The organism is Ruegeria sp. F11 (assembly GCF_056533855.1).
In genome coordinates, this window is sequence record NZ_JBQFOW010000006.1 from 202,317 (window position 1) to 226,249 (window position 23,933).

Here is a 23,933-nt window from a genome sequence, read left to right on the forward strand (position 1 = left end):
CTGACACAACGGCGCACCGCCCGGCCTAAGACCCAAAACACTGACAATTTAAGGAAGAAAGTGGCGCGGTTGACGGGGCTCGAACCCGCGACCCCCGGCGTGACAGGCCGGTACTCTAACCAACTGAGCTACAACCGCGCATCTATATCGTGGCCTATGTCCTGGACCAAGGAATGCAGCGATGGCGCGGTTGACGGGGCTCGAACCCGCGACCCCCGGCGTGACAGGCCGGTACTCTAACCAACTGAGCTACAACCGCCCGCTGCACGTTCATTGCTGAACGTTTGGGTGTATTATGGCTACGCCCTGACATCGTCAAGCGGCGTTTTGAAGTTTTTTCGACGAACCTGATTTTTTCCTGATGCCGTCGGACCCAAGCCACGGTCAACCCGAAAAACTGCGGGTAGAGAAACCTTCCGGAACTTTGCAGGCTTGCGCACCAAACTCAGACGCTGTAAGACGCCGCCTCACGGGTGATTAGCTCAGTGGTAGAGCGCTTCGTTCACATCGAAGATGTCAGCGGTTCAAATCCGTTATCACCCACCATTCCCATTCTTTCGTTCGACGGACAGAGTTGACGCTAAGCGCTTGTCAGAAAACGATTAGCCTGCGTATCCTTTTCTGACTGCCGTGTGATCAATCGGCGATGGCAGACGGGGTGACGGCGTGGCCGGTTTGAAGCGGGATATTGGCCTTGTCGGACTGACCTTTATCTCGGTCGGTGGAATCATCGGGTCCGGCTGGCTTTTTGGGCCGCTTCTGGCGGTGCAACACGCAGGTCCTGCCGCAATTCTGTCCTGGATCATGGGTGCTTCAGCCATGTTCATCCTGGCCATCACTTTTGCCGAGATTTCGGCCATGTTGCCGATTCCCGGCGGCATCGCGCGGGTTCCGCAGTTTTCGCACGGCAACATCGTCTCTTTGGCGATGGGTTGGACGGCTTGGATCGGGTACAACACCACCGCCCCGATCGAGGTTGAGGCGATGCTGAAATACCTCGCGCCCTATGCCCCATGGTTACACACTGCAGACACAGGCGATTTGACCGGTGCGGGCATTGCGGTCGCCTTGTTCTTCATGTTGCTGTTCGTCGCGGTCAATGCGCTGGGGGTCAAGTTCTTCACCCATGTGAATGCGGCTCTGACATGGGCGAAGATCGCGATTCCGGTCGTTTTGTCAGTCTTGCTGATTGCCAACCGGTTCGAGGTTCAGAACTTCACACAACCCGACGGTTTCGCGCCCCACGGGCTGCAAGGCATCATGGCTGCCGTCTCGACCGGAGGAGTAATCTTCTCGTTCATAGGCTTCCGCCATGTGGTCGATATGGCCGGAGAGGTGCGGAACCCGAAATTCGCCATCCCCGCTGCGCTGGTTTTGTCCATCGTGCTTTGCGCAGCCATCTACCTTGGCCTTCAAATCGCGTTCATCGGCGCGCTTGAACCGGGCATGCTGAAAGACGGCTGGGCCAACCTCAGCTTCGGCGGGCAAGGCCCGCTGGACGGCGTGATCATGTCCGTTGGCTTTGTCTGGTTCCTGAGCGTTCTGAACATCGGCTCGGTGGTCGGGCCCTTCGGGAACGGGCTGGTTGCCACCGGCTCGAACGCCCGGATCGCCATGGCGCTGTCGAAAAACGGTTTCCTGCCGAAACGTCTGATGATGCTGTCCTCGTTTGGCGTTCCCCTTTGGGCTTTGGCGCTCAATTTCCTGATCGGCATCCTGTTCCTATTGACGGTTCCGTTCACAACCGTCATCGCTCTGAACGGCGCGGCGATTGTGTTGTCCTTTGCGGTTGGTCCTATCGCCGTCGTGTGCCTGCGCCGGTTGATGCCGGACCACCCCCGCTCCATTCGCATTCCTGCTGTCAGGTTAGTCGCCGTGTCCGCCTTCGCCATCGCAACGCTGGTCGTTTACTGGAGCGGCTGGGACACGGTCTGGCGCCTTGGCATCGCGCTGATCGTCGGTTTGGTTCTGCTGCTGGCCCGCTTCCACAACCGGCTGGACGAGATGGACGTGACCGAGGCGCTCTGGCTGGTCCCGTATCTGGCAGGGATCGGCTTGATATCCTACCTGGGGCAATTCGGGGACGGTTCTTTAAAACAAATCCCGTTCGGTTGGGATATCCTTCTGTGCGTCTTGTTTTCGGTGGTGATTTTCAGTTTGGCCGTGCGGTCCGCGCTGCGGGACGAGAAATTTCAGGAATACATCGCCGAGGAAGAAATTTTGGACGCCAAGAAACCAGTCATCGGCTTCTGAATACAAAAAAGGCGGGGATGTCCCCGCCTTTTCCGTTCTTAACCACAAGTTCAGTGGGCTGTCGCCGAAGGGCCTGAGCTTTCGGTCGCCTTGGCCGCAGCCGCCGCAGCCTCTTCCGCGGCTTCGTCCCATTCGACAGGTTCAGGCTCGCGGACCAAGGCTTGTTTCAGAACTTCCGAGACGTGGGTGACTGGAATGATCTCCAGCCCTTCCTTCACGTTGTCCGGAATCTCGGCCAGATCCTTTTCGTTCTCTTCTGGGATCAGAACCGTCTTGATGCCACCGCGCAGCGCCGCCAGCAGTTTCTCTTTCAAACCACCGATTGGCATCGCATTGCCGCGCAACGAAACCTCGCCCGTCATGGCAATGTCCTTGCGCACCGGAATACCGGTCAGGACCGAGACAATCGACGTCACCATCGCCAAACCCGCCGAGGGACCATCCTTGGGCGTTGCGCCATCGGGCACGTGCACGTGGATATCCAGCGAATCGAACTTCGGCGGCTTCACCCCGATCTGGGGCGAGATCGACCGCACATAAGACGAGGCCGCATCGATGGATTCCTTCATCACATCGCCCAGCTTACCAGTGGTCTTCATCCGCCCCTTGCCGGGCAGTTTCAGCGCCTCGATATGCAGCAGATCACCACCGACTGACGTCCATGCCAGACCGGTCACGACACCGATCTGATCGTCCTGTTCAGCCAGACCATAGCGGAATTTCGGCACCCCGAGGAAATCATCCAGATTGTCGGGCGTCACCGTGACGGCTTCGGCCTCTTTCTTGATGATCTTGGTCAGCGATTTCCGCGCCACCTTCGCGATCTCACGTTCGAGGTTTCGCACACCCGCCTCACGCGTATAAGTGCGTATGATCTTCTGCAGCGCTTCATCGGTCAGTTCGAACTCCTTGGCTTTCAGACCGTGGTTCTTGACCTGCTTGCTGATCAGGTGCTGCTTGGCGATCTCGCTCTTTTCCTCTTCGGTGTAACCGGCCAGCGGGATGATTTCCATCCGGTCCAGCAGAGGGCCAGGCATGTTGTAGCTGTTCGACGTGGTCAGGAACATCACGTTGGACAGGTCATATTCGACCTCCAAGTAGTGATCCATGAACGTGTTGTTCTGTTCCGGGTCGAGCACTTCCAACATCGCCGACGCCGGGTCGCCCCGGAAATCCTGCCCCATCTTGTCGATTTCATCGAGCAGGATGAGCGGGTTCGTGGTCTTCGCCTTCTTCAGCGCTTGGATGATCTTACCGGGCATCGAGCCAATGTAAGTCCGACGGTGGCCGCGAATTTCGGATTCGTCGCGCACGCCACCAAGCGAGATACGAATGAACTCGCGTCCCGTCGCCTTGGCAACGGATTTACCCAAGCTGGTCTTACCCACACCCGGAGGGCCGACAAGGCACAAGATCGGGCCTTTCAGTTTTTTCGAACGCTGCTGAACCGCCAGATACTCAACGATCCGCTCTTTGACTTTCTCGAGCCCATGATGATCGGCGTCCAGAATGTCTTGCGCACGACCCAGATCCTTTTTGACCCGGGACTTGGTGCCCCACGGCAATGCCAGAATCCAGTCCAGATAGTTGCGAACCACCGTGGCCTCAGCCGACATCGGGCTCATATTGCGCAGCTTTTTCAGCTCGCCTTCGGCCTTTTCGCGCGCTTCTTTCGACAGCTTGGTCTCGTTGATCTTGGCTTCCAGTTCGGCGACTTCGTTCGAGCCGTCCTCACCATCGCCAAGCTCCTTCTGAATGGCCTTCATCTGCTCATTCAGATAATACTCGCGCTGCGTCTTCTCCATCTGGGATTTGACGCGGGTCTTGATCTTTTTCTCGACCTGCAGAACCGACATCTCGCCCTGCATCAGGCCATAGACCTTTTCAAGCCGCTCGCTAACCGAAAGCGTCTCAAGCAGTTCCTGCTTTTGCTCGACCTCGATGCCCAGATGACCCGAGACCAAATCGGCCAGCTTCGCAGGCTCGGTGGTTTCACCTACGGCGGTCAAGGCTTCTTCGGGGATGTTCTTGCGCACTTTGGCGTAGCGCTCGAACTCATCCGCGACGGTGCGCAGCAGTGCCTCGGTCGTGGTCACGTCGCCGGGGATCTCGGTCAGATACTCCGCCCGCGCTTCAAAGAAGTCTTCGTTTTCAAGGAATTCAGTGATCTGCACCCGCGCTTGACCTTCGACCAGCACCTTGACGGTGCCATCGGGCAGCTTCAGCAGTTGCAGAACGTTGGCCAGCACACCGGACCGGTAAATACCGTCCTCATCCGGGTCATCGACACCGGGGTCAATCTGGCTGGACAACAGAATTTGCTTGTCATCCTGCATCACCTCTTCCAGTGCGCGGACCGACTTGTCGCGGCCCACGAACAGCGGCACGATCATATGTGGGAACACCACGATGTCGCGCAGCGGAAGAACGGGGTATGAGGAATTCAGAGGCTCTTGCATGCTCAATCCTTATCGTTGGCAAGACGGCACCGGTCCCTGATTCAGGCAACCTTTGGCCATCTCCTGTCTTGGACGATAAAGGTGGGGCTCCTGTTTGCCCGTTTCAACCTTACCGCCATGTCCCGTGTATCAGCATGACCTGAGGTTTTCCGGACTGCAAGGCGTCCGCCAGACATATCCACCGAAATTAGTCGAGGCGGCCGGGAAAGCGCTCAGAATACCCGCTGAACGGCACGTGACAGAAAGAATCCGTGACCATCCTGGTTCCGGCATTCCAGCCCATTGGTCGAAGAATGGCAGGTGAACCCGCCGAACTGCCCTGTGACGCCATATTCGGCGCGATCGAACCCGCCTCGATTGCGGTTCAGGGGTTGGCAGAGCATCTGAACCCCGCCGGTGTTAAACATCAGGAAATCATGCCCCCAATCCGACTGACAATTTGCCGGGCGCGGCAAAGCCGGAGGGCCGTATCGTTCGATAATGGTACACTGGATATCCGAGTTAACGGGGCCTTCCCCGACCGAGCATTGAATGTTCTCGGACGGCGTTTCGAAGGTCCAGATGTCTGAAATTGCGGGCGTTGCGCAGAAAATGATGGCGCACAGGATGAAACGGAACATAAAACCCCCAAAGGCTAATGAAACAAACGGTACGTTCTGAAACTGGCTAAAGTGTACCTTCAACCGGCCCGATTGTCACTGCGTCGGGGTTTAGTACGGCTCTATATCACCCTGCGCCCGTTGCGCGTGGAACTGCGCCTGCCAGTCCTCGAACGTGCCCGCCGCAATCGCGTCGCGCATGCCCTGCATGATCTCTTGAAAGTAATGCAGGTTGTGCCAGGTCAGTAGCATGCCCGAGATCATCTCATTGGCGCGGAACACGTGGTGCAGATAGGCCCGGGAGTAGTTTGAGCACGCCGGACACGAGCACGCCTCGTCCAGCGGACGCGGATCATCGGCGTGGCGGGCGTTCTTGATGTTGACCACTCCGAACCGCGTAAAGACCTGTCCAGTGCGCCCCGAACGCGAGGGCAGCACGCAGTCCATCATGTCCACACCGCGCGCAACTGCGCCCACGATGTCGTCGGGCTTACCAACCCCCATCAGGTAGCGCGGTCTGTCGGTCGGCAGGAAATCGGGCGCGTAGTCGAGGCAATCGAACATGGCCTCCTGCCCCTCGCCCACGGCCAGACCGCCGATTGCGTAGCCTTCGAAACCTATGGTTTTCAGCGCCTCGGCGCTTTCTTCGCGCAGGTCGCGCTCCAGCCCGCCCTGCATGATGCCAAACAAGGCATGACCGGGTCGATCCCCAAACGCCTCACGCGAGCGATGCGCCCACCGCATCGAGAGGCGCATCGACTCGGCGATGCGGTCGCGATCTGCTGGGAGCGCAGGGCATTCATCGAAGCACATAACGATGTCCGATCCCAACAGGCGTTGGATTTCCATCGACCGTTCTGGCGTCAATTCGTGCTTGGACCCGTCGATATGGGATTTGAAGGTCACGCCCTTTTCGGTGAGTTTGCGCAGCCCTGCCAGCGACATGACCTGAAAACCGCCTGAATCGGTCAGGATGGGCCGGTCCCAGTTCATGAACTTGTGCAAACCGCCCAGACGATCAATCCGCTCGGCGGTGGGCCGCAGCATCAGGTGATAGGTGTTTCCCAGCAGGATATCCGCCCCAGTTGCGCGCACGCTTTCCGGCATCATCGCCTTGACCGTCGCCGCCGTTCCAACCGGCATGAAGGCAGGTGTGCGCACCTCACCCCTTGGCGTCTGGATCACGCCGGTACGGGCTTTGCCATCTGTGGCTTTCAGGTCAAAGGAAAACTGCTGGGTCATATCATCGTCTCAGGTCGCTGAACCGGCCAGCATTTGCCCGATCCGACCCGTCTTTGCAACCCGTCAGGGCAGCGAGGCGACACGTTCGGTAAACAGATGCACCACCCCTGCCCCGTCCACGTCCCGGCAAACGGTCACCGGCGGGCGCGAGGTGTCCGCGCGGGTCGCGCCGGTTTCATCGCCGCTGGCGACGACCCTCAGACCTGTGCGAACCGTGTCGAACATGTGTGCATGCGTACAGGCGATCACGGCCGTCGAGTCATGCAGACCACAGCCCTCCAGCCCGCCTATGTCCTTGTAGAACTTCAGGTAAAATCGAGAGATATCGCGCAGGAACGCCCCCATATCGGAAGAGCGTTCGGCAAGCGCCTCAAAATCCGCCGTCTCGTAGAGGGTTTTTAGCGTGACATCCAACCCGACCAGAACCGTTTCGGGCGGGGTCGCAAAGACCTCGTCCGCGGCCTGTACGTCATGATAGATATTCGCCTCGGCGTGGTCGGTGATGTTGCCCCGGCTGAAAACCGCCCCGCCCATAATGACCAGCCGTTTCAGGTTGTGCCTGAACTCCGAATCCAGCCGCATGGCATCCGCGATATTCGTCAGCGGCCCGATGGCGCACACCACCAGTTCACCTTCGTGCCTGCGCGCCATCTCGACCAGAAAGGCGGCAGCGGGCAGAGCGTGGTTCTCACCAATCTCGGGAATATCGGTGAAATCCCCAAACCCCTCTGGCCCGTGAACATGATCCGAGGGCGAGTGACACTCCGCATCCCGCGCGGCTGAAACGCCTTCCGCCACCGGCACGTTCAGGCCCAGTTTGTGCAACAAAAACCGGGCGTTGCGGCTGGATTGGTGGACATGGGTATTGCCAAAAACGGTGGTCAGCCCGATCAGGTCGATTTCAGGCGCTGCGGCGGCATAGGCAATAGCCATCGCATCGTCTATGCCAGGATCCGTGTCGATAATCAGTTTCATCCCGCCCCGATACCGCAATCACCCCGGGATGCAAAGCGGTCACAGCGCCGGATTACCGCCCCGCTCAACCCCCTTTTCACACTTGAATCGCGCCTGTTTCCATCCATACCAGAGTTGAAATCCGGCGACTCAACCCACATATGTATACTATAGTACACAATAAAAGAGGGCAGATATGAACGAAGAGATGATTATCGGACTACTTTCGTCAAACATCATTTACCTGCTGGCCGCCGTGCTGGTGGTCATCGTTATTTTCAAAGGGATCAAGATCGTCCCGCAATCCGAGAAATACGTGGTCGAGCGGTTCGGTCGCTTGCACTCGGTCCTTGGGCCTGGAATCAATTTTATCGTGCCATTTCTGGATGTTGCGCGTCACAAGATATCCATTCTTGAACGCCAGCTGCCGAATGCGACGCAGGATGCGATCACCAAGGACAACGTTCTGGTGCAAATCGACACCTCGGTCTTTTACCGCATTCTGGAACCGGAAAAGACGGTCTATCGTATCCGCGACGTGGACGGCGCGATTGCCACAACCGTTGCCGGGATCGTCCGGGCCGAGATCGGTAAAATGGACCTGGATGAGGTGCAATCGAACCGCGCCCAACTGATCGAACGCATTCAGGAAAGCGTCGAAACCGCCGTGGATGACTGGGGCATCGAAGTGACCCGGGCCGAGATTCTGGACGTGAACCTTGATCAGGCCACCCGCGATGCGATGCTGCAGCAGTTGAACGCCGAACGCGCCCGCCGCGCGCAGGTGACCGAGGCCGAGGGCCAGAAACGTTCGGTCGAACTGCAGGCCGATGCTGAACTGTACGCCGCCGAGCAAACCGCCAAAGCCCGCCGTATTCAGGCCGAGGCCGAAGCTTATGCCACCGGCGTTGTCGCCAAGGCAATTCAGGACAACGGCATCGAAGCCGCGCAGTATCAAGTTGCGCTGAAACAGGTCGAAGCGCTGAACGCGTTGGGCAACGGAACCGGCAGCCAAACCATTGTTGTGCCTGCAAACGCGCTTGAAGCCTTCGGCGATGCGTTCAAAATGCTGAAAAGGAGGTAAATGATGGCAGACCCCTTCTGGCTCACTTGGTGGATCTGGCTGGCCGCCGCGCTGGCGCTGGGGATACTCGAGGTCGTGCTGCCGGGCTTTATCTTTCTTGGCTTCGCCATCGGCGCGGCGATCACCGGCGTGATACTAGTCGTCCCGGGTGTTGCGCCCTCACTGCCGATCCTGCTGCTGATTTTCGCAGTATTGTCGCTGGCCGCGTGGCTAATATTGCGCCGGATGTTCGCCCTGCCGCGTGGTCAGGTGAAAACCTTCGAGCATGATATCAACGATTGATCTAGTCGGTGCCCTGTTTGGGCACCACCGCACCTCTGGACGCTGTCGCGGGTATTCCCTATATAATCACTCAGGCAACTGACCCGAGGCACCAATGACTCATCCGAGTGAACAGTTTGAAGGCACACCGCTGATCGCGCCCTCAACGATTGAACATCCCCTGTACGAACCGGTGGTCGAGGCGTGCCGAACGGTCTATGACCCTGAAATTCCTGTCAATATCTATGATCTTGGTCTGATCTACACAATCGACATCACCAAGGATAATTCGGTCAAGGTGATCATGACTCTGACGGCACCCGGTTGCCCCGTTGCAGGCGAAATGCCCGGTTGGATCATGGAGGCCATCGAACCCGTTGCGGGCGTCAAAGAGGTGGACGTCGAACTGACGTGGGAGCCGCCCTGGGGTATGGAGATGATGTCTGACGAAGCCCGGCTTGAGCTTGGCTTCATGTAAACGCGCCTTACGACTTAATTCATTGTCATAAAACGGTAATCAGCCTGTTACCGTCCTGTGCACTCTCTGTCACGGTTCTGCCCGACACATATGGCGCACCAACGGACCAGAATCGATTTGGACCCTGGTTGCGCCGGGCCGATAACTAAGTAGCCGCCCCCAAATACCGATGGCCCCGAACACGGACCGTTCTTGCCCGAGAACGGTCCTTTTCTTTTGCCGATGGGCTATTCGACGCCACAGGTGGCTTTGATCTCGGTCGCACGTTCATCGAGCTTTTTCACGTAATCTCCTGACAACATTTGCAATCTTTTGTTTTCAGTGCCCGTGATCAAGCCCAGCAGCGCGCCCGCTGGCGTGATTGCGGCGACGCTTTCGACCTGTTGGTCCTGCGCATGTTTCTTCTCTGCCGCAATGGCGCGCAGGTCACCCTCGGCCGTTGCACAGTTGACCGGGTGCGTTTTGTCCTCGGTCGCCGCTGAAACCGCACCTGTTAGCAGCATCGTGGCTGCAAAAGCCGCCACGCCGATACCTTGAGACACTTTAGGTTTTACACGCATCGCACTCATTTCATTTAACCTTTCTTAGAAACCTGTTGACTGATTACGGATCGGAACACCCGCTTTGCAGTCAGGCTAAGTCGATCTGCGCCTGAAAGGCAAGGAATGGTTCCTCGGACCCATTTGCGCCCTACCGGGCCTAAAATTCGCATCCCATTCACGCGCGGACTTGAGCCTGCCGCTCGGCACCCTTAAATTAGGGATAGCGCGCGACAACGGAGACCACGATGTTCGGAATTCCCGGCAAACAAGCCGTGACCATGACGCCCAAAGCTGCTGAGCAGATTACCCGCCTGATGGACTCTGGCGGCCATGCCGGGTTGCGCATTGGCGTCAAGAAGGGCGGCTGCGCGGGCATGGAATACACCATGGAATACGTTGATGAGGCCGATCCGCATGACGAGGTGGTCGAACAAGACGGCGCGCGCGTGATGATTGCTCCGATGGCCCAGATGTTCTTGTTCGGGACCGAGATCGACTATGAGGTGTCGCTGCTCGAATCCGGGTTCAAATTCAAAAACCCAAACGTGGTCGATGCCTGCGGCTGCGGCGAATCCATCAAGTTCGACGAAAACCTGGCCCAGCAAGGCTGAACCTCCCGAAGAACACCTCCCGTAATTGTAACCAGTGACCGGGGGTGTTATCCGAGTCCCTAAACGACCGAACAGTCAGGGAGAAGCGGATATGCGGCGCAAGCTGGCGGCTGGAAACTGGAAGATGAACGGAACCGGCGCTGCGCTGAGCGAGCTTCAGGCGCTGGCGCAAAAGCACCCCTCGCCTTCAGTCGATATCCTGATCTGCCCCCCTGCTACTCTGCTGCATCGCGCGGCCTCGGCCACGGATGGCACCGGGATAGGTGTCGGCGGGCAGGATTGCCACGCCGAGGCTTCGGGTGCCCATACCGGGGATGTCAGCGCCGCGATGCTTTTGGATGCGGGGGCCAGTGCCGTCATCCTTGGGCACTCTGAACGGCGTGTGGATCATGGCGAACAGAACGAAGACGTCCGCACCAAGGCCCGCGCGGCCATGGATGCGGGGCTAAAGGCCATCATCTGCGTCGGTGAAAGTTTGGAACAGCGCGAAGCAGCAAACACTCTGGACATCATCGGCGGTCAGATGTCCGGCTCGATCCCGGATCAGTCGACCGGAGAGAACCTGATCGTGGCTTATGAGCCGATCTGGGCCATCGGCACCGGCAAAGTTCCGACACTGGAAGAGATCGGAGAGGTTCACGATTTTATTCGCGCCCGTCTGGAACGCCGCTTTGGCGAAGGCGTGGGCCGGTCAGTTCGCCTGCTGTATGGCGGATCGGTCAAACCCAGCAATGCCAGCGATATTTTCCGGGTGTCAAACGTGGACGGTGCTCTGGTGGGCGGTGCCAGCCTGAAAGCCGAGGATTTCTCGGGCATCATTGGGGCGCTGGAAAGCGTCTGAGCCTATTCCGCGATGTCTTCAGCCCACAGCTCGGGCTTTTCTTCGATAAAACGCTTCATCAGGGCAATACAATCGGGGTCTTCCGCAAGGATGACTTCGACCCCGCGTTCGCGCAGAAAATCTTCGTTGCCGCCAAAGTTCTGCGTATCACCGATGACCACGCGCGGGATGCCGAACTGCACAATCGTGCCAGTGCACATCATGCAGGGCGACAACGAGGTATAGAGCACGGTGTCGCGATAGGTCTTTTGCCGCCCTGCCTTGCGCAAAGCGTCCATTTCCCCATGTGCAATCGGGTCGCCGCGCTGAACGCGCTGATTGCGACCCTGCGCAACCACCTTACCGCCACGCGACAGAACCGAGCCGATGGGGCAGCCGCCCTCATCAAACCCGGCTTTGGCTTCTTCATAGGCAATGCGCAGCAGGCGGGTATCAGTTTCGCTCATCATGATCGGGGCCTCGGGTGCTGTTTTCGGCGCAAGCCTGCCCAAACGCCAAGGCCCCGTCAATTACCCGCTCAGGCCAGTTTCATGGCGATCATCCCGGAAATGATAAGGGTCGCAGCCACCATGCGCATCGGCGTCAGCGCCTCACCCAGCAGCATCACGCCCACGAGAAACGCACCAACCGCGCCAATGCCGGTCCAGATCACATATGCCGTGCCCAGCGGCAGCGTCCGCATCGCCAGCGCCAGCAAGCCGAACGAGCCCACCATGGACACGCCCATGATCGCAGTTGGCCAGAGCCGCGTGAACCCGGCCGATTGCTTCATCGCAACCGCCCAGACGATTTCAAGCAAGCCAGCAAAAAGAAGAAAAATCCAAGCCATGACAGACCCTCCGACAGTTCGGGTCGTCCCGAAATCGCTTTCCATGACGGAGAGGTCGTCCTCGGCCCTCTACCTAAGAACGCCAACCGACGTTTCAAGGGCCCTAGAAAAAACCGGGCGGAGTTCTCCGCCCGGTTTCAAACGTATCTAGTTCGTTATGATTTCCGGCCCCATGAAAGTGTTGGGCAGGAAGGTCGATATCCATGGGATATACGTAACCATGATCAGGAAGACGAACAGCACCGCCAAGAAGGGCAAAGCCGCTTTCACGACACTCATCATCGGCATCCCGGCCACGCCCGAAGTCACGAACAGGTTCAGACCGACCGGAGGGGTGATCATCCCAATCTCCATGTTCACCACCATAATGATGCCCAGATGGATCGGATCGATGCCCAGCTCGATGGCAATCGGGAACACCAGAGGCGCGACGATCACCAGCAAGCCCGAGGGTTCCATGAACTGACCGCCAATCAGCAGGATCACGTTGACCACGATCAGGAAGGTCACAGGACCCAGACCTGCAGACAGCATCGCCTCGGCAATGTGCTGAGGCACCTGCTCGTCGGTCAGCACGTGCTTCAAAATCAGCGCGTTGGCGATGACGAACAGCAGGGTCACGGTCAACTTGCCAGCCTCAAACAGGGTGTGCTTGGTGTCCGGGTGGAAGAACGCCGTGACCAGAGCGTAAGGCTTCTTGATCAGCGGCAGGTTCTGCTGCCCGTCTTCCGTGCTGAGCGGCCCCATGTCTTTGTAGACAAAGCTGGCAATGAGGAAGGCGTAGACGGCGGCCACCGCAGCGGCCTCGGTCGGGGTGAAGATACCGCCGTAGATACCGCCCAGAATGATCACGATCAGGAACAGCCCCCACGCGGCTTCGCGCGCCGAGGTGAAGACCTCACCCCACCCCAGCCAGTCGCCCTTGGGCAGGTTCTTGACCTTGGCCATGACATAGATGGTGATCATCAGCATCAGACCCGCCATCAGGCCCGGAATGACGCCCGCAAGGAACATCCGCCCGACCGACACCTCGACTGCTGCCGCGTAGACCACCATCACGATCGACGGCGGGATCAGGATGCCCAGCGTGCCCGCGTTACAGATCACACCGGCCGCGAATTCCTTGGAATAGCCCACCTGCCGCATCCCGGCGATGACGATTGAACCAATCGCAACCACAGTGGCCGGAGACGATCCGGAAAGCGCAGCAAACAGCATACAGGCAAACACACCCGCAATCGCCAGACCGCCCGGCAGATGCCCTACACAGGCAATCGAAAACCGGATGATCCGCCGCGCCACGCCGCCCGTCGTCATGAAGGATGAGGCCAGAATGAAGAACGGGATCGCCAGCAGGGTAAAGTGCCCCTCGAACGCCTCGAACAACGTACCAGCAACCGATGCCAGCGAACTGTCGGAATAGATCAGCAGGAACAGGGTCGAGCTGAGGCCAAGCGCCACCGCAATCGGAACACCGATCAGCAGCAGGCCAATGACCATCGAGAAAAGAAGAACAACATCCATCACTTATGCTCCCCTTGCAGAGCGCGCACTTCTTCGATCTCGTCCTCAACCTCATGGCTGGCGACGATACGGTCGGTCTGGCCCCGCCAGATCTGCACCGCAGCCTGCGCGAAACGGATGACCAGAAGCAGCATCGACACCGGGAGGACCAGATACGGCACCACCTTGGGCAGTTTTTCATAACCCTCGCCGTAGTTGATCATCTCTTCTAGGAACCTCAGCGGCGCGACCATGGGGATGTCATCGACCTCGTAAAAACTCTGACTGCGCGCATCGAAATTGAACCCGGTCGGGAACCAGCGGCCCGAGGTCGGCGGCAGATCGGCAAAAACGGCCCAGTAGTCATACGCGCCCTTCAGCATCAGCAGGGAGAAAACCAAACAACAGGCAACCGCAATCAGCGCCAGAACCCTGCGCGGTGCCGGTGCAAGCATGTTCAGGATCGCGTCCACCCCGAGATGGGCGTGCTTCTTGACCGCATAAGACGCGCCCAGCAACACCAGCCAACCAAAGGTGAAAACTGTCAGCTCCAGCGCCCACAGGATATTGGAATTAAAGACAAACCGCGCGATCACGTTGGCAAAGGTGACGACCGTCATCAGGCCTAGAAGTAACGCGATAAGGGTCTCTTCGACATGGTCGATCAGCCCGCTATGGCCGGGATTCGTACCAGACATCTTTCTGTCCCCGCATTTTTGGTGATGAGAGTAAGTTGTGGCGGGCCTTTAAACGGCCCGCCCGGCCTGCGCGTCCATAACTCCCCAGTCCCCGGACGCGCGGCCTCTGCTCGAGTTAGAACCCGGCGTTGATGGCCTGCGCGGCGTCGATCTTGTCTTGACCCACGTCACCGGCGAACTTGTCCCAAACCGGTTTCATCGCATCGACCCAGGCCTGACGCTGTTCAGGGTTCAGCTCACGAATGATGCCGCCCGCGTCGGTGATCGAGGCTTTGGCCGCTTCGTTCACAGCAAAGGCTTCCTTGTTCCGGGTCTCGCTCACTTCGGACAGAATGGTCATGAACTGATCGCGTACGTCAGGCTCGAGACTGTCCAGCCAGTCGACCGATGTCACGACCAGATAGTCGATGATGCCGTGGTTGGTCTCGGTGATGCCGTCCTGCACCTCAAAGAACTTCTTGCCGTAGATGTTCGACCAGGTGTTCTCCTGCCCGTCCACAACGCCCTGCTGCAGCGCGCCATAGACTTCCGAGAACGCCATCTTCTGCGGGCTGCCACCGATAGCTTCCATCTGCGCCACCAGCACGTCCGACGACTGCACGCGGAACTTCAGGCCATCTGCATCTGTGGGCTCAACCAAAGGCTGGTTCGCCGACATCTGCTTCATGCCATTGTGCCAGAAGGCCAGCCCCTGCAGGCCACGGCGCTGCATGCTGTCCATCATCGCCTGACCGTCGGCCGAGGCCTGGAAGGCATCAACCGCTTCGATGTTCTTGAACATGAACGGCAGGTCGAACAGGCGGAATTGCTTGGTGAACTTCTCAAACTTCGACAGCGAAGGCGCGGCCAATTGCACGTCGCCCTGCAGCATGGCCTCAAGTACCTTGTCGTCGTTGTAGAGCGTGGAGTTCGGATAGACCTCCATGCACATGACGCCCTGCATCTCATCATTGACGCGTTGCTCCAGAAGCGACGCTGCGATGCCTTTGGGGTGTTTGTCGGTGTTCGTCACGTGTGCGAACTTGACGACGATCTCACCTTCTTCGCAGGCGGCAAAACCTGCGGTTGCGGTGACGGTCAGCGCCAGAGCGGTCGCTGCTGTTGTCAGGATTTTCATCTGTTCTCCTCCCAGACTTCCTAAGCTCATCCCATCGGCGCGTGTTTCACGCCGGATGCGCGCAGTGAAGCGAATCGAATCCTTTCACACAACATTTTGCAGGCTCTGGGAGGATGATCCTTTTTTTCCGTTTATTGTCAGCCCCTTAAGACACACAACCGATTCGCTGAATTCCACTGCAGCTCAAACTGTGCGAAATCCCGCACAGCCCAAAAATCATTTGTGCGGATTTCCGCACTGATTTCGATTCGGCCCGACCAACACGCGCTTCAACCGCCCCGCGCCAACCGCAGCCCGCGTCAGCGGGCTGCCGGGCCCAACGCCGTTAACCGCATGATAATGCGGCTTAAGGCGGCGGGAGGGCACCTATCGCCGGTAATCCTCTGGCCTGATCTGATAGCGCGCCAGCTTGTCGTAGAATGTCTTTCGCGGCAGCTTCAGCGCCTTTGCCGCGTCCGAGGCCTTGCCGTTATGCCGCCCCAGCGCAGCAATCAGCAAAGACCGCTCCACCCGCGCCATCTGTTCGCTCAACCCCAGATCTGCGGCTTCAGCCACCTCTTCCGGCATGCCAAGAACGAACCGCATGGCCGCCGACATCAGGGACCGGGCATTGCCCGGCCAATCGCTGGCCATGAGCGCCGCCAGATAGTCTGATGAGATTTCGGGCTCGGCGATACCAGCCTGTTCGGCGGCCTGAGCCACATAGTGACGGAAGATCACAGGGATATCCTCGGGCCGCTCGGCTAACGACGGAATGCGCACGCGCATCACATCCAAACGGTAAAAGAGATCAGCGTTGAACTGCCCTTGCGCGGACAAATCAGACAGGTCTGCCGTAGTCCCCGCGATGATCCGCGCCTCAGTCCCTTGCTCGATCAGTTCCAAAGCCGCGTATTGCGTGGCCTGCGGCATGGCCGAAACCTCATCGAGAAACAGCGAGCCTCCGCCCGCGTCCTCGCACCCCTGCGCAAGACCCTCGGCGCTTAGACTGGATGCGGGACGCTTGACAAACGGCCCCTGCCCGACCGGGGACATCAGGTGCACAACCTCAGCCACTTTCGAGATGCCACTGCCCGCTGGACCGGTAACCAGCACCTCGGCGCCGGTTGGGGCCACGGTGCGAACACGTTCGCGCAACGCCTCGGCCTGATCGGACAGGCCGAACAGCAGACGCGCCGCTGGATCGCCGCGCTCAAGCTCGGATTTATGCGCGCGCTGCTCCATAACCTGAGACCGCGCGGCGAAGGCGCGCTCCAGCACGTCCAGCAGATCGGACGCCGCACAGGGTTTCTCCAGAAAATCAAACGCGCCTTGCCCCATGGCCTGCACGGCCATCGGGATATCACCCTCACCGGTCAGCAGGATCACCGGCAGTTCCGGGTCGACATCACGCGCGTAGGACAGCAGATGGAACCCGTCACGGCCCGGCATGCGGATATCCGACACGATCACACCCGGAAAATCCGCCCGGATGTGATCCTTGGCGGCGACAAAGGACCCAGCGGTGACAGGAAGATAGTCGGCCAGTTCGAGCGTCTGCGCCAAAGCCTCGCGCACTGCGGCGTCGTCATCAACCAGAAGAACCTTGCGCATCATGCGGCGGCCTCCTTCTCGGATGGCTCAAGTTCGACCGTGAACTCGGCCCCTTCCGGCGTGTTGCTGCCGCGAATATCACCTCCGAAGCTTTGCACCAGACCGTAAGAGATCGACAGGCCCAGCCCCATCCCCTCGGACGTGCCAACGCTTTTGGTCGTGTAGAACGGCTCGAACACCCGATCAGGGTCTTCAATCCCCGGACCGGTGTCGCGGACCGAGACACGAGGCCGAGGGGCTTTGGTCAATTCAATCGAGACCTCACGGCGCGGCAAGCCCACCATCGCATCGGTTGCGTTGTTGATCAGGTTCACGAAGACCTGCACCAGCCGCACTTCACCACCCCAGACGAAAACCGGAGCGTTCGGAGGGACCCAGTTCAATGCGACGCCTTCATCCCGCAGTCGCGTTTCAGTCAATTCCACAGCCGAGTTCAGCACCTGAACCAGATCGACCTTGCCCATCGGTTCGCTTTCGTTGCGCGCAAAGGCTCGCAGGTTGCGGATGATCCGCGCCATGCGGGCCGCCATGTCCGAGATGCGGCCTAAGTTCTCACCCGCTTTGGCCTCATTTCCCCGGCTCAAAAACGCCGTTCCGTTATCGGCAAACTGACGGATCGCCATCAACGGCTGGTTCAGTTCGTGGCTGATACCGGCAGACATCTGGCCCAAAGCGCTCAGCTTGCCCGCCTGCACAAGATCCGCCTGCGCCCGCTTTAGCGCGGCTTCGGCTTCCTGCCGCTCGGCCACTTCCCTGCGCAGGGCAGTGTTGGCGACCGTCAGGTCCTGCGTGCGCTTGGCCACCCGGCTTTCCAGAACCGCGTTTGCCTGCGCCAGCGTCCGCCTGCGCTCGGTCGCCAGAAACAGAAGCGCACCAAAGGCCAGACATATCGCAGCCACCGTTGCCGCCTGCAGCCCCGCCAGACGCCGGGCCGGGGCCACATCCACCAGAACCTCGGCGGTCATGTCGATGACCGGCAGATCAAGCGTCAGGTGCAGCGCGTGACGGGGCAGATACCGGCCCCAGTTCAGGGTCCACAACTCATGCCCGCCGACCCAATCCGAGGCGAATTCGACCGGCTCGCCCTCGGGCGGCGTCAACCCGCGCTGCCCCTCGGCGCGATGCCAGAACAGCAGATCAGACCGGTTCGAGATAAAGACGATCCCGTCTGCATCGATAAAGAACACCGCCTCGGTACTGCCGCGCCAGGTCTGTTCCACATCCTGCACATCGGCCACAACCATCAAAGCGCCCTCGACCTGCCCCGAGGGGCCAAAGGCAGGGGCCGCGTAGGAATAGGTACGGTCGCCGCTGCCCGGCTCGACCCCATGCGCGCTGCCCATTGCGCCCTGCAAGGCGCGCTGAAACGCGGGATGCTCGGCCATGCTGCGATGCGTCACCGGCTGTGCAGCGACCAGAACCTGACCGTTCCGACCCAAATACATCATGTTCGCCGCCGCCGTCTTGTCAGCCACGTCTAGCAGCATCGCCCGCGCCGCTTGTTGCTGGGCCGGAGTTTCCAGATCGCGCAGCGCCGGATGATTGGCCATCAACACCGCCAGTTCCTGATAGACCTGCATCTGCGTGCTCAGCCGGTCCGCAGCCAATTCCAGATCGGCTTCCGCCTTTTCGCTGAGTTGGAACAGCGCTTGCCGATACCCGTAAGACCAGACCGAGGCCGACAACAGCCCGACGGCAAACAGAAAACCGGCTATGATCCAAATCCTGTGCATATCCTAGGGTCTTGCATTCAGCGCGCCATATGGCAAGTCTGCGCCGCATGAAGACACTGTCGCAATCCCCGACCGAGCCGGGTTTCGTGCAAAACCCCTACCCGTTTTACGACACGGCACGGGGCTTTGGCGATCTGGTGTATTGGAGCGACTACGACCTGATCGCCGCCGTTTCCCACCGGGCGGTCAGCGCGTTTTTTCGCGACCGACGTTTTGGCCGAGAAGTTCCGCCCGAGCTTGCCCGCCCCGGCCCAGACCATCTGGCCCCATGGCTTGCGGTCGAAAACCTGTCGCTGCTCGAGATCGAACCACCCCGCCATACCCGCCTGCGCGCGTTGGTCATGCGGGCCTTCACCTCGCGCGCCATCGCGGACCTTGCGCCTTCGATCGAAGGGCTTTGTCACGACCTGATCAACCGATTCCCGGCTGAACCCTTCGACCTGCTGGATGCCTATTGCACGCAGGTGCCCGTCATCAGCATCTGCCGTCTTTTGGGAGTGCCCGAGGACATGGCCCCGCAACTTCTGCGCTGGTCCCACGACATGGTCGCGATGTATCAGGCGCGGCGAACGCGGGACATTGAAGACCGCGCCGCGCAATCCTCGCAAGAATTCACGGATTTCCTTGGCGACTATATCGACCAGCGCCGAACCGAACCCCGAAACGACTTGATCACCCGCCTGATCGCCGCCGAGGAAGAAGGCGAAAAGCTGTCCTATGACGAGTTGATCGCCACCTGCATATTGCTTCTGAATGCGGGGCACGAGGCGACGGTGCATTCTCTGGGGAATGGCGTGAAAGCCCTGCTGGACTCTGGCGAGGGTGCGCAGGCTCTGACCACTGAGACCATCGACAACACTGTCGAGGAGATCTTGCGACAAGACCCTCCGCTTCACATGTTCACGCGCTATGCGTATGAGGATGTCGAAATCTTCGGGCATGAATTCAAGCGTGGGGACGAGGTTGCGTTGCTTCTGGGGGCTGCGAACCGCGACCCCGCAGTCTGGCCCGATCCGCACAGATTCGATCCCACGCGTCCGATCCAGACCAATAGCAGCTTTGGCGGTGGCCTGCATTTCTGCGTCGGCGCGCCTTTGGCACGGCTTGAGATGCGCATTGCCTTGCCCATGCTGTTTGAAAGATGCCCTGACCTGCGGCTGGCTGAGTCGCCCGAGTATTCAGACACCTACCATTTTCATGGGCTCACACGGCTGATGGCCGAAATCTGACCCTGCTTACCCCTCGACCAACGCGTTCAGGGGCAGCATTGTCGTGGATTTGATCTCTTCCATCGACAGCAGGGCCGTCACGTTGTGCACCCGCACCTCTGAGATTAGCGATTGGTAGAACTGGTCATAGGCCCGCGCGTTCTTGACCCGGACTTTCAGAATATAGTCGATGTCACCGGCCAGGCGGTGCGCCTCTTGCACTTCGGGGTGGTCGCGCAGGGCTTTTAGGAATCTTCGCTGCCAGTCCGCCTCATGCTCAGAGGTCCGGATTAGGACGAAAAATGTAGCCTCGAACCCCAGCGCCTCGGCGTCCAGCAAAACGGTCTGCTGGCCGATGATTCCGGCCCCTTTCAGCTTGCGGATACGATTCCAGACAGGTGTCTTGGAACTACCCACCCGAGCCGCTATTTCGTCCAGCGACTGACTGGCGTCACGCTGCAGTTCGGCCAGAATTTTCCGATCTGTGTCATCTATCCGCACCGCCATTCCAATTTCCTTTCCGTTTTGAAACCCATGTTCCATTTGGTGGATCTTTTGGAACAAATGTTCTTATTTATCCACATATATGGCGTGATACCGGGAATATTTCCTATATTGCAAGTCAAATAACACCACGTCTGCAACAAACATACTGCTGACGTATTCAATAAGGAGCTCGCCTGATGGCCCGCGCATTCACACCCAAAGTCGTGACGGCAAATGACCTGCTGGAAGGTGACGTGATCTACCAGACCGAGGATGATCGCTGGTCGCGCGACCTGTCGGACGCGGAATTGATCACGGACGAGGCCCATGCGCAGGTGCGTCTGCTGGATGCCGCGCGTCAGGCGAACAAGATCGTGGGGGCCTATCTGGCCGACGCCATCGCAGGCAAAAACGGCCCCGAGCCGACCCATTTCCGCGAGGATTTTCGCCGCAACGGGCCATCGAACTATGCCCACGGCAAGCAGGAAACAGAAACGCAGCCCCGGGCCTGACCTCTGGTCCTCTCTCTCCCCTTCAAGGCCCCATAGTTCGGGGCTGCAATTAAGGACAGCTAATCATGTATCGCTACTCCGAGTTCGACACAGCGTTTTTGGCAGAGCGCAACGCGCAGTTCCGTGCCCAGGTCGAGCGCCGCATTGACGGCTCGCTGACCGAGGATGAATTCAAACCCCTGCGCCTGATGAACGGCCTGTATCTGCAACTGCACGCGTACATGCTCCGGGTCGCAATCCCCTATGGCACCCTGTCAAGCGCGCAGATGCGCCAACTGGCCTTGCTGGCTGAGAAGTGGGACAAGGGTTATGGCCATTTCACCACCCGTCAGAACATCCAGTACAACTGGCCGAAGCTGAACGACGTGCCGGACATGCTGGACGCGCTGGCCGAGGTTGGTATGCATGCCATCCAGACCTCGGGCAACACCATTCGCAACGTGACCGCCGACCATTTCGCAGGGGCCGCAGCCGATGAGGTCGCCGACCCTCGCCCCTATGCCGAACTGCTGCGTCAGTGGTCGACCGACCACCCGGAATTCCAGTTCATGCCGCGCAAGTTCAAGATCGCCATCACCGGGTCCGAAAACGACCGTGCGGTGATCAAGGCGCATGACATCGGCCTGCAACTGGTTGAGCGTGACGGCGTTCTGGGTGCCCGCGTGATCGTTGGTGGCGGTCTGGGCCGTACGCCAATGATCGGCAAGGAACTGTCTGAATTCGTCGCCTTTGACGATCTGCTGGCCTATCTTGAGGCCACCGTGTCGGTCTGGAATCAGATCGGCCGCCGTGACAACAAGTACAAGGCGCGCATCAAGATCACCGTGCATGAGCACGGCATCGACGCCATCCGCGCCAAGGTCAACGAGCGTTTCCTGCAGGTTCGCCCGCAGTTCAAAGGCGCTGACATGGCCCTGTTGGACGAGATCAAGACGCACTTTGCCGCGCCCGATTTCCGCGAAGGCTCGGTCGCGTCGTTTGAAAGCGCCTATACCAACGATCCGGTTTTCCGTTCGTGGGTCGACACCAACATCGCACCGCACAAGAACGCGGACCACGCGATTGTCACGATCTCGATCAAGAAACACGGTGCAACGCCGGGTGATGCGACCGCTGAACAGATGCGCGTGATGGCCGGTCTGGCCGAAGAGTTCGCCTATGACGAACTGCGCATCAGCCACGAGCAGAACGTGATCCTGCCGCATGTCCACAAATCGGACCTGCCCGCGATCCACGCGAAGCTGAAGGAATACGAACTGGCCACTGCCAATATCGGCCTGATCAGCGACATCATTGCCTGCCCCGGCATGGATTACTGCGCGCTGGCGACAGCTCGCTCGATCCCGGTTGCGCAGGAAATCGCGACCCGGTTCGAGGACCTGAAGCTGGAGCACGATATCGGCCACCTGAAGATCAAGATCTCGGGCTGCATCAACGCGTGTGGTCACCACCACGTGGGCCATATCGGCATTCTCGGTCTGGATCGCGCAGGCGTCGAGAACTACCAGATCACGCTGGGCGGCGACGGCACCGAAAACGCAGCCATCGGCGACCGCACTGGTCCGGGCTTTGCCTATGACGAAATCGTGCCTGCCGTGGAACGCATCGTGGACACCTACCTGCAACAGCGTGATAGCGCTCAGGAAGAATTCCTGCAGACCTACCGCCGCGTCGGCATGGCCCCGTTCAAGGCGGCCCTCTACCCCGAGGCTCAGGCGAATGCCGCTTGACCTGATCCAGACGGAACTGGGCAAAGACCGCAGCGAACTGACCGAGAAGGTCGAAGCGCTGAACGCTCGGTTCCGGCACCACAGCGCGCATGATGTGATGCACGGTGCCATTGAAGAGATCGACGAATTGGCTCTGGTGTCCAGCTTTGGGGCGGAATCGGTGGTGTTGCTGCACATGGCCGCAGTGGTCGACAAGATGACCCCGGTGCTGTTCATCGACACCCAGATGCTGTTCACCGAAACGCTGGAATACCAGCAAGAGGTCAGCGAGCGTCTGGGACTGCGCAACGTCAAAATCATCCGCGCAGATGACGAAGACGTGCAGCGCGATGACCCCTATGGCGCGCTGCGTCTGCGGGACATGGATGCGTGCTGCAACCTGCGCAAGACGTTTCCGTTGCAGCAGGCTCTGGCCGGGTACGACGGCTGGATCACCGGGCGTAAACGATTTCAGGCTGGCAGTCGCGCCGCGCTTGATTTCTTCGAGGTCGAGGACGGCACAGGCCGGATCAAGGTCAATCCGCTGGCCCATTGGGCACCCGAGGACGTGCGCGCCTATATGGAAGAAAACAACCTGCCCCGGCACCCGCTGGTGGCCAAAGGGTATCCCTCGATCGGCTGTGCGCCCTGCACCTCGCCGGTCAAGGAAGGCGAAGACCCCCGCGCCGGACGCTGGCGCGATCAGAACAAGGAAGAATGCGGCATCCATTTTGTCGATGGCAAGATGGTGCGCGTTGGAGAGAAAACATGAACGTAATCGTATCGGATACCGGGTTCGCGCCCGATGACTGGACCGACGGCTTTGTCACGCTGGACGACGCCGCCAATGATGTGGTCGCGCTGGATGTGGCGTCGGACACGGACCCGGATGAATTGGTTGAACGGCTGGGCAGCGCGCAGATGGTGCGGGTGGACTTCCCGTCCTCGGCAGATGGGCGCGGTTTCACCATCGCCCGCGTTCTGCGCCTGAAAGGCTTTACTGGCCGCCTGCGGGCCAAGGGACATGTTCTGGCCGACCAATACGCGATGGCCCGGCGCAGCGGGTTTGATGAGGTTGAAATCGACGATGAACTAGCGACTCGCCAGCCCGAAGATCAGTGGCTGGCCCGCGCAAACTGGAAAGAAAACAACTATCAAGCCCGCTTGCGCGGCTGAAACCGCAATCGCCAGCTTGTGGAACAAAGGGGGCGATCTGTCCCC

General features: G+C 59.4%; 24 protein-coding genes and 3 tRNA genes. 12 read left to right on the forward strand and 15 right to left on the reverse strand.

Annotation, left to right across the window (positions count from 1 at the left end):
- Window positions 1-61: 61 nt before the first annotated feature.
- Window positions 62-138 (reverse strand) — tRNA-Asp (locus tag ACR0NJ_RS10090).
- 44 nt (window positions 139-182) lie between these two features.
- Window positions 183-259 (reverse strand) — tRNA-Asp (locus ACR0NJ_RS10095).
- A 212-nt stretch (window positions 260-471) separates the two neighbouring features.
- Between ACR0NJ_RS10095 and ACR0NJ_RS10100 the strand changes: the two genes are divergently transcribed.
- Window positions 472-546, forward strand: a tRNA-Val gene (locus tag ACR0NJ_RS10100).
- Window positions 547-666: 120 nt separating this feature from the next.
- Window positions 667-2,253 (forward strand): APC family permease, encoded by a 1,587-nt coding sequence (locus ACR0NJ_RS10105; protein WP_480816996.1) that lies wholly within the window; start codon window positions 667-669, stop codon window positions 2,251-2,253.
- Window positions 2,254-2,303: 50 nt separating this feature from the next.
- On the opposite strand, the gene lon is transcribed toward ACR0NJ_RS10105, so the two are convergent.
- From lon to ACR0NJ_RS10125, 4 genes are all read right to left on the reverse strand, one after another.
- The gene (lon, locus tag ACR0NJ_RS10110) at window positions 2,304-4,712 is read right to left on the reverse strand and encodes an endopeptidase La (protein WP_480816997.1); all 2,409 of its coding nucleotides are present in this window, start codon (window positions 4,710-4,712) and stop codon (window positions 2,304-2,306) included.
- Window positions 4,713-4,924: 212 nt separating this feature from the next.
- A complete protein-coding gene (locus tag ACR0NJ_RS10115; RefSeq protein ID WP_480816998.1) occupies window positions 4,925-5,332 on the reverse strand; it encodes a DUF6636 domain-containing protein in 408 nt (135 codons plus the stop codon).
- Window positions 5,333-5,422: 90 nt separating this feature from the next.
- A complete protein-coding gene (tgt, locus tag ACR0NJ_RS10120; protein ID WP_480816999.1) occupies window positions 5,423-6,553 on the reverse strand; it encodes a tRNA guanosine(34) transglycosylase Tgt in 1,131 nt (376 codons plus the stop codon).
- Window positions 6,554-6,616: 63 nt separating this feature from the next.
- Window positions 6,617-7,528 carry a nucleoside hydrolase gene (locus tag ACR0NJ_RS10125; protein ID WP_480817000.1) on the reverse strand — a complete coding sequence of 304 codons (912 nt, stop codon included), beginning with the start codon at window positions 7,526-7,528 and terminating at the stop codon, window positions 6,617-6,619.
- A gap of 175 nt (window positions 7,529-7,703) precedes the next feature.
- On the opposite strand from ACR0NJ_RS10125, the gene ACR0NJ_RS10130 reads away from it, so the two are divergent.
- The 3 genes from ACR0NJ_RS10130 to ACR0NJ_RS10140 all read left to right on the forward strand — a co-directional run bounded on the left by ACR0NJ_RS10130 (window position 7,704) and on the right by ACR0NJ_RS10140 (window position 9,330).
- Window positions 7,704-8,591, forward strand: a complete 888-nt coding sequence (locus ACR0NJ_RS10130; protein ID WP_480817001.1) for an SPFH domain-containing protein — start codon at window positions 7,704-7,706, stop codon at window positions 8,589-8,591.
- A gap of 3 nt (window positions 8,592-8,594) precedes the next feature.
- On the forward strand, window positions 8,595-8,873 hold the full coding sequence (locus ACR0NJ_RS10135; RefSeq protein WP_480817002.1) for an NfeD family protein: 279 nt from the start codon (window positions 8,595-8,597) through the stop codon (window positions 8,871-8,873).
- A gap of 94 nt (window positions 8,874-8,967) precedes the next feature.
- On the forward strand, window positions 8,968-9,330 hold the full coding sequence (locus ACR0NJ_RS10140; RefSeq protein ID WP_480817003.1) for an SUF system Fe-S cluster assembly protein: 363 nt from the start codon (window positions 8,968-8,970) through the stop codon (window positions 9,328-9,330).
- A 227-nt stretch (window positions 9,331-9,557) separates the two neighbouring features.
- Here the strand turns inward: ACR0NJ_RS10140 and ACR0NJ_RS10145 are convergent, their stop codons facing one another.
- On the reverse strand, window positions 9,558-9,899 hold the full coding sequence (locus tag ACR0NJ_RS10145) for a hypothetical protein (protein ID WP_480817004.1): 342 nt from the start codon (window positions 9,897-9,899) through the stop codon (window positions 9,558-9,560).
- Window positions 9,900-10,117: 218 nt separating this feature from the next.
- Between ACR0NJ_RS10145 and ACR0NJ_RS10150 the strand changes: the two genes are divergently transcribed.
- Together ACR0NJ_RS10150 and tpiA are read left to right on the forward strand one after the other, a co-directional pair.
- Window positions 10,118-10,483 carry a HesB/IscA family protein gene (locus ACR0NJ_RS10150; RefSeq protein ID WP_480817005.1) on the forward strand — a complete coding sequence of 122 codons (366 nt, stop codon included), beginning with the start codon at window positions 10,118-10,120 and terminating at the stop codon, window positions 10,481-10,483.
- Between the two features lie 91 nt (window positions 10,484-10,574).
- Window positions 10,575-11,324 carry a triose-phosphate isomerase gene (gene tpiA, locus ACR0NJ_RS10155; RefSeq protein WP_480817006.1) on the forward strand — a complete coding sequence of 250 codons (750 nt, stop codon included), beginning with the start codon at window positions 10,575-10,577 and terminating at the stop codon, window positions 11,322-11,324.
- A gap of 2 nt (window positions 11,325-11,326) precedes the next feature.
- Here the strand turns inward: tpiA and ACR0NJ_RS10160 are convergent, their stop codons facing one another.
- From ACR0NJ_RS10160 to ACR0NJ_RS10190, 7 genes are all read right to left on the reverse strand, one after another.
- On the reverse strand, window positions 11,327-11,773 hold the full coding sequence (locus ACR0NJ_RS10160; RefSeq protein WP_480817007.1) for a nucleoside deaminase: 447 nt from the start codon (window positions 11,771-11,773) through the stop codon (window positions 11,327-11,329).
- A gap of 68 nt (window positions 11,774-11,841) precedes the next feature.
- On the reverse strand, window positions 11,842-12,153 hold the full coding sequence (locus ACR0NJ_RS10165; protein ID WP_480817008.1) for a DMT family transporter: 312 nt from the start codon (window positions 12,151-12,153) through the stop codon (window positions 11,842-11,844).
- A 147-nt stretch (window positions 12,154-12,300) separates the two neighbouring features.
- Window positions 12,301-13,677: a TRAP transporter large permease gene (locus ACR0NJ_RS10170; protein ID WP_480817009.1), complete on the reverse strand. Its 1,377-nt coding sequence runs from the start codon at window positions 13,675-13,677 to the stop codon at window positions 12,301-12,303.
- Window positions 13,677-14,354, reverse strand: a complete 678-nt coding sequence (locus ACR0NJ_RS10175; RefSeq protein ID WP_480817010.1) for a TRAP transporter small permease — start codon at window positions 14,352-14,354, stop codon at window positions 13,677-13,679. Before ACR0NJ_RS10175 ends, ACR0NJ_RS10170 begins: the two co-directional genes overlap by 1 nt.
- Before the next feature lie 115 nt (window positions 14,355-14,469).
- Window positions 14,470-15,471 carry a DctP family TRAP transporter solute-binding subunit gene (locus ACR0NJ_RS10180; RefSeq protein WP_480817011.1) on the reverse strand — a complete coding sequence of 334 codons (1,002 nt, stop codon included), beginning with the start codon at window positions 15,469-15,471 and terminating at the stop codon, window positions 14,470-14,472.
- Window positions 15,472-15,837: 366 nt separating this feature from the next.
- Window positions 15,838-17,067 carry a sigma-54-dependent transcriptional regulator gene (locus tag ACR0NJ_RS10185; RefSeq protein WP_480817012.1) on the reverse strand — a complete coding sequence of 410 codons (1,230 nt, stop codon included), beginning with the start codon at window positions 17,065-17,067 and terminating at the stop codon, window positions 15,838-15,840.
- On the reverse strand, window positions 17,064-18,797 hold the full coding sequence (locus tag ACR0NJ_RS10190; RefSeq protein ID WP_480817013.1) for a sensor histidine kinase: 1,734 nt from the start codon (window positions 18,795-18,797) through the stop codon (window positions 17,064-17,066). Before ACR0NJ_RS10190 ends, ACR0NJ_RS10185 begins: the two co-directional genes overlap by 4 nt.
- A gap of 47 nt (window positions 18,798-18,844) precedes the next feature.
- Between ACR0NJ_RS10190 and ACR0NJ_RS10195 the strand changes: the two genes are divergently transcribed.
- Window positions 18,845-20,026: a cytochrome P450 gene (locus ACR0NJ_RS10195; protein WP_480817082.1), complete on the forward strand. Its 1,182-nt coding sequence runs from the start codon at window positions 18,845-18,847 to the stop codon at window positions 20,024-20,026.
- Window positions 20,027-20,032: 6 nt separating this feature from the next.
- On the opposite strand, the gene ACR0NJ_RS10200 is transcribed toward ACR0NJ_RS10195, so the two are convergent.
- Complete coding sequence (locus tag ACR0NJ_RS10200; RefSeq protein WP_480817014.1) at window positions 20,033-20,512, reverse strand: Lrp/AsnC family transcriptional regulator; 480 nt, start codon at window positions 20,510-20,512, stop codon at window positions 20,033-20,035.
- A gap of 176 nt (window positions 20,513-20,688) precedes the next feature.
- Here ACR0NJ_RS10200 and ACR0NJ_RS10205 point away from each other — a divergent pair, with 176 nt between their 5' ends.
- The 4 genes from ACR0NJ_RS10205 (at window position 20,689) to ACR0NJ_RS10220 (ending at window position 23,888) form a co-directional block, all read left to right on the forward strand.
- Window positions 20,689-21,003 carry a DUF2849 domain-containing protein gene (locus ACR0NJ_RS10205; RefSeq protein WP_480817015.1) on the forward strand — a complete coding sequence of 105 codons (315 nt, stop codon included), beginning with the start codon at window positions 20,689-20,691 and terminating at the stop codon, window positions 21,001-21,003.
- A gap of 65 nt (window positions 21,004-21,068) precedes the next feature.
- A complete protein-coding gene (locus tag ACR0NJ_RS10210; RefSeq protein ID WP_480817016.1) occupies window positions 21,069-22,733 on the forward strand; it encodes a nitrite/sulfite reductase in 1,665 nt (554 codons plus the stop codon).
- Complete coding sequence (locus ACR0NJ_RS10215) at window positions 22,723-23,484, forward strand: phosphoadenylyl-sulfate reductase (RefSeq protein WP_480817017.1); 762 nt, start codon at window positions 22,723-22,725, stop codon at window positions 23,482-23,484. The genes ACR0NJ_RS10210 and ACR0NJ_RS10215 overlap by 11 nt, the downstream gene beginning before the upstream one ends.
- Entirely contained in the window at window positions 23,481-23,888 is a 408-nt protein-coding gene (locus tag ACR0NJ_RS10220) for a DUF934 domain-containing protein (protein ID WP_480817018.1), read from the forward strand. The genes ACR0NJ_RS10215 and ACR0NJ_RS10220 overlap by 4 nt, the downstream gene beginning before the upstream one ends.
- The last annotated feature ends 45 nt before the right edge of the window (window positions 23,889-23,933 follow it).

Bases quoted from the DNA above. Each gene is read 5' to 3' on its own strand.
- lon (WP_480816997.1), bottom strand. From the start codon at position 4,712: ATGCAAGAGCCTCTGAATTCCTCATACCCCGTTCTTCCGCTGCGCGAC.
- ACR0NJ_RS10115 (WP_480816998.1), bottom strand. From the start codon at position 5,332: ATGTTCCGTTTCATCCTGTGCGCCATCATTTTCTGCGCAACGCCCGCA.
- tgt (WP_480816999.1), bottom strand. From the start codon at position 6,553: ATGACCCAGCAGTTTTCCTTTGACCTGAAAGCCACAGATGGCAAAGCC.
- ACR0NJ_RS10125 (WP_480817000.1), bottom strand. From the start codon at position 7,528: ATGAAACTGATTATCGACACGGATCCTGGCATAGACGATGCGATGGCT.
- ACR0NJ_RS10130 (WP_480817001.1), top strand. From the start codon at position 7,704: ATGAACGAAGAGATGATTATCGGACTACTTTCGTCAAACATCATTTAC.
- ACR0NJ_RS10135 (WP_480817002.1), top strand. From the start codon at position 8,595: ATGGCAGACCCCTTCTGGCTCACTTGGTGGATCTGGCTGGCCGCCGCG.
- ACR0NJ_RS10140 (WP_480817003.1), top strand. From the start codon at position 8,968: ATGACTCATCCGAGTGAACAGTTTGAAGGCACACCGCTGATCGCGCCC.
- ACR0NJ_RS10145 (WP_480817004.1), bottom strand. From the start codon at position 9,899: ATGAGTGCGATGCGTGTAAAACCTAAAGTGTCTCAAGGTATCGGCGTG.
- ACR0NJ_RS10150 (WP_480817005.1), top strand. From the start codon at position 10,118: ATGTTCGGAATTCCCGGCAAACAAGCCGTGACCATGACGCCCAAAGCT.
- tpiA (WP_480817006.1), top strand. From the start codon at position 10,575: ATGCGGCGCAAGCTGGCGGCTGGAAACTGGAAGATGAACGGAACCGGC.
- ACR0NJ_RS10160 (WP_480817007.1), bottom strand. From the start codon at position 11,773: ATGATGAGCGAAACTGATACCCGCCTGCTGCGCATTGCCTATGAAGAA.
- ACR0NJ_RS10165 (WP_480817008.1), bottom strand. From the start codon at position 12,153: ATGGCTTGGATTTTTCTTCTTTTTGCTGGCTTGCTTGAAATCGTCTGG.
- ACR0NJ_RS10170 (WP_480817009.1), bottom strand. From the start codon at position 13,677: ATGGATGTTGTTCTTCTTTTCTCGATGGTCATTGGCCTGCTGCTGATC.
- ACR0NJ_RS10175 (WP_480817010.1), bottom strand. From the start codon at position 14,354: ATGTCTGGTACGAATCCCGGCCATAGCGGGCTGATCGACCATGTCGAA.
- ACR0NJ_RS10180 (WP_480817011.1), bottom strand. From the start codon at position 15,471: ATGAAAATCCTGACAACAGCAGCGACCGCTCTGGCGCTGACCGTCACC.
- ACR0NJ_RS10185 (WP_480817012.1), bottom strand. From the start codon at position 17,067: ATGATGCGCAAGGTTCTTCTGGTTGATGACGACGCCGCAGTGCGCGAG.
- ACR0NJ_RS10190 (WP_480817013.1), bottom strand. From the start codon at position 18,797: ATGCACAGGATTTGGATCATAGCCGGTTTTCTGTTTGCCGTCGGGCTG.
- ACR0NJ_RS10195 (WP_480817082.1), top strand. From the start codon at position 18,845: ATGAAGACACTGTCGCAATCCCCGACCGAGCCGGGTTTCGTGCAAAAC.
- ACR0NJ_RS10200 (WP_480817014.1), bottom strand. From the start codon at position 20,512: ATGGCGGTGCGGATAGATGACACAGATCGGAAAATTCTGGCCGAACTG.
- ACR0NJ_RS10205 (WP_480817015.1), top strand. From the start codon at position 20,689: ATGGCCCGCGCATTCACACCCAAAGTCGTGACGGCAAATGACCTGCTG.
- ACR0NJ_RS10210 (WP_480817016.1), top strand. From the start codon at position 21,069: ATGTATCGCTACTCCGAGTTCGACACAGCGTTTTTGGCAGAGCGCAAC.
- ACR0NJ_RS10215 (WP_480817017.1), top strand. From the start codon at position 22,723: ATGCCGCTTGACCTGATCCAGACGGAACTGGGCAAAGACCGCAGCGAA.
- ACR0NJ_RS10220 (WP_480817018.1), top strand. From the start codon at position 23,481: ATGAACGTAATCGTATCGGATACCGGGTTCGCGCCCGATGACTGGACC.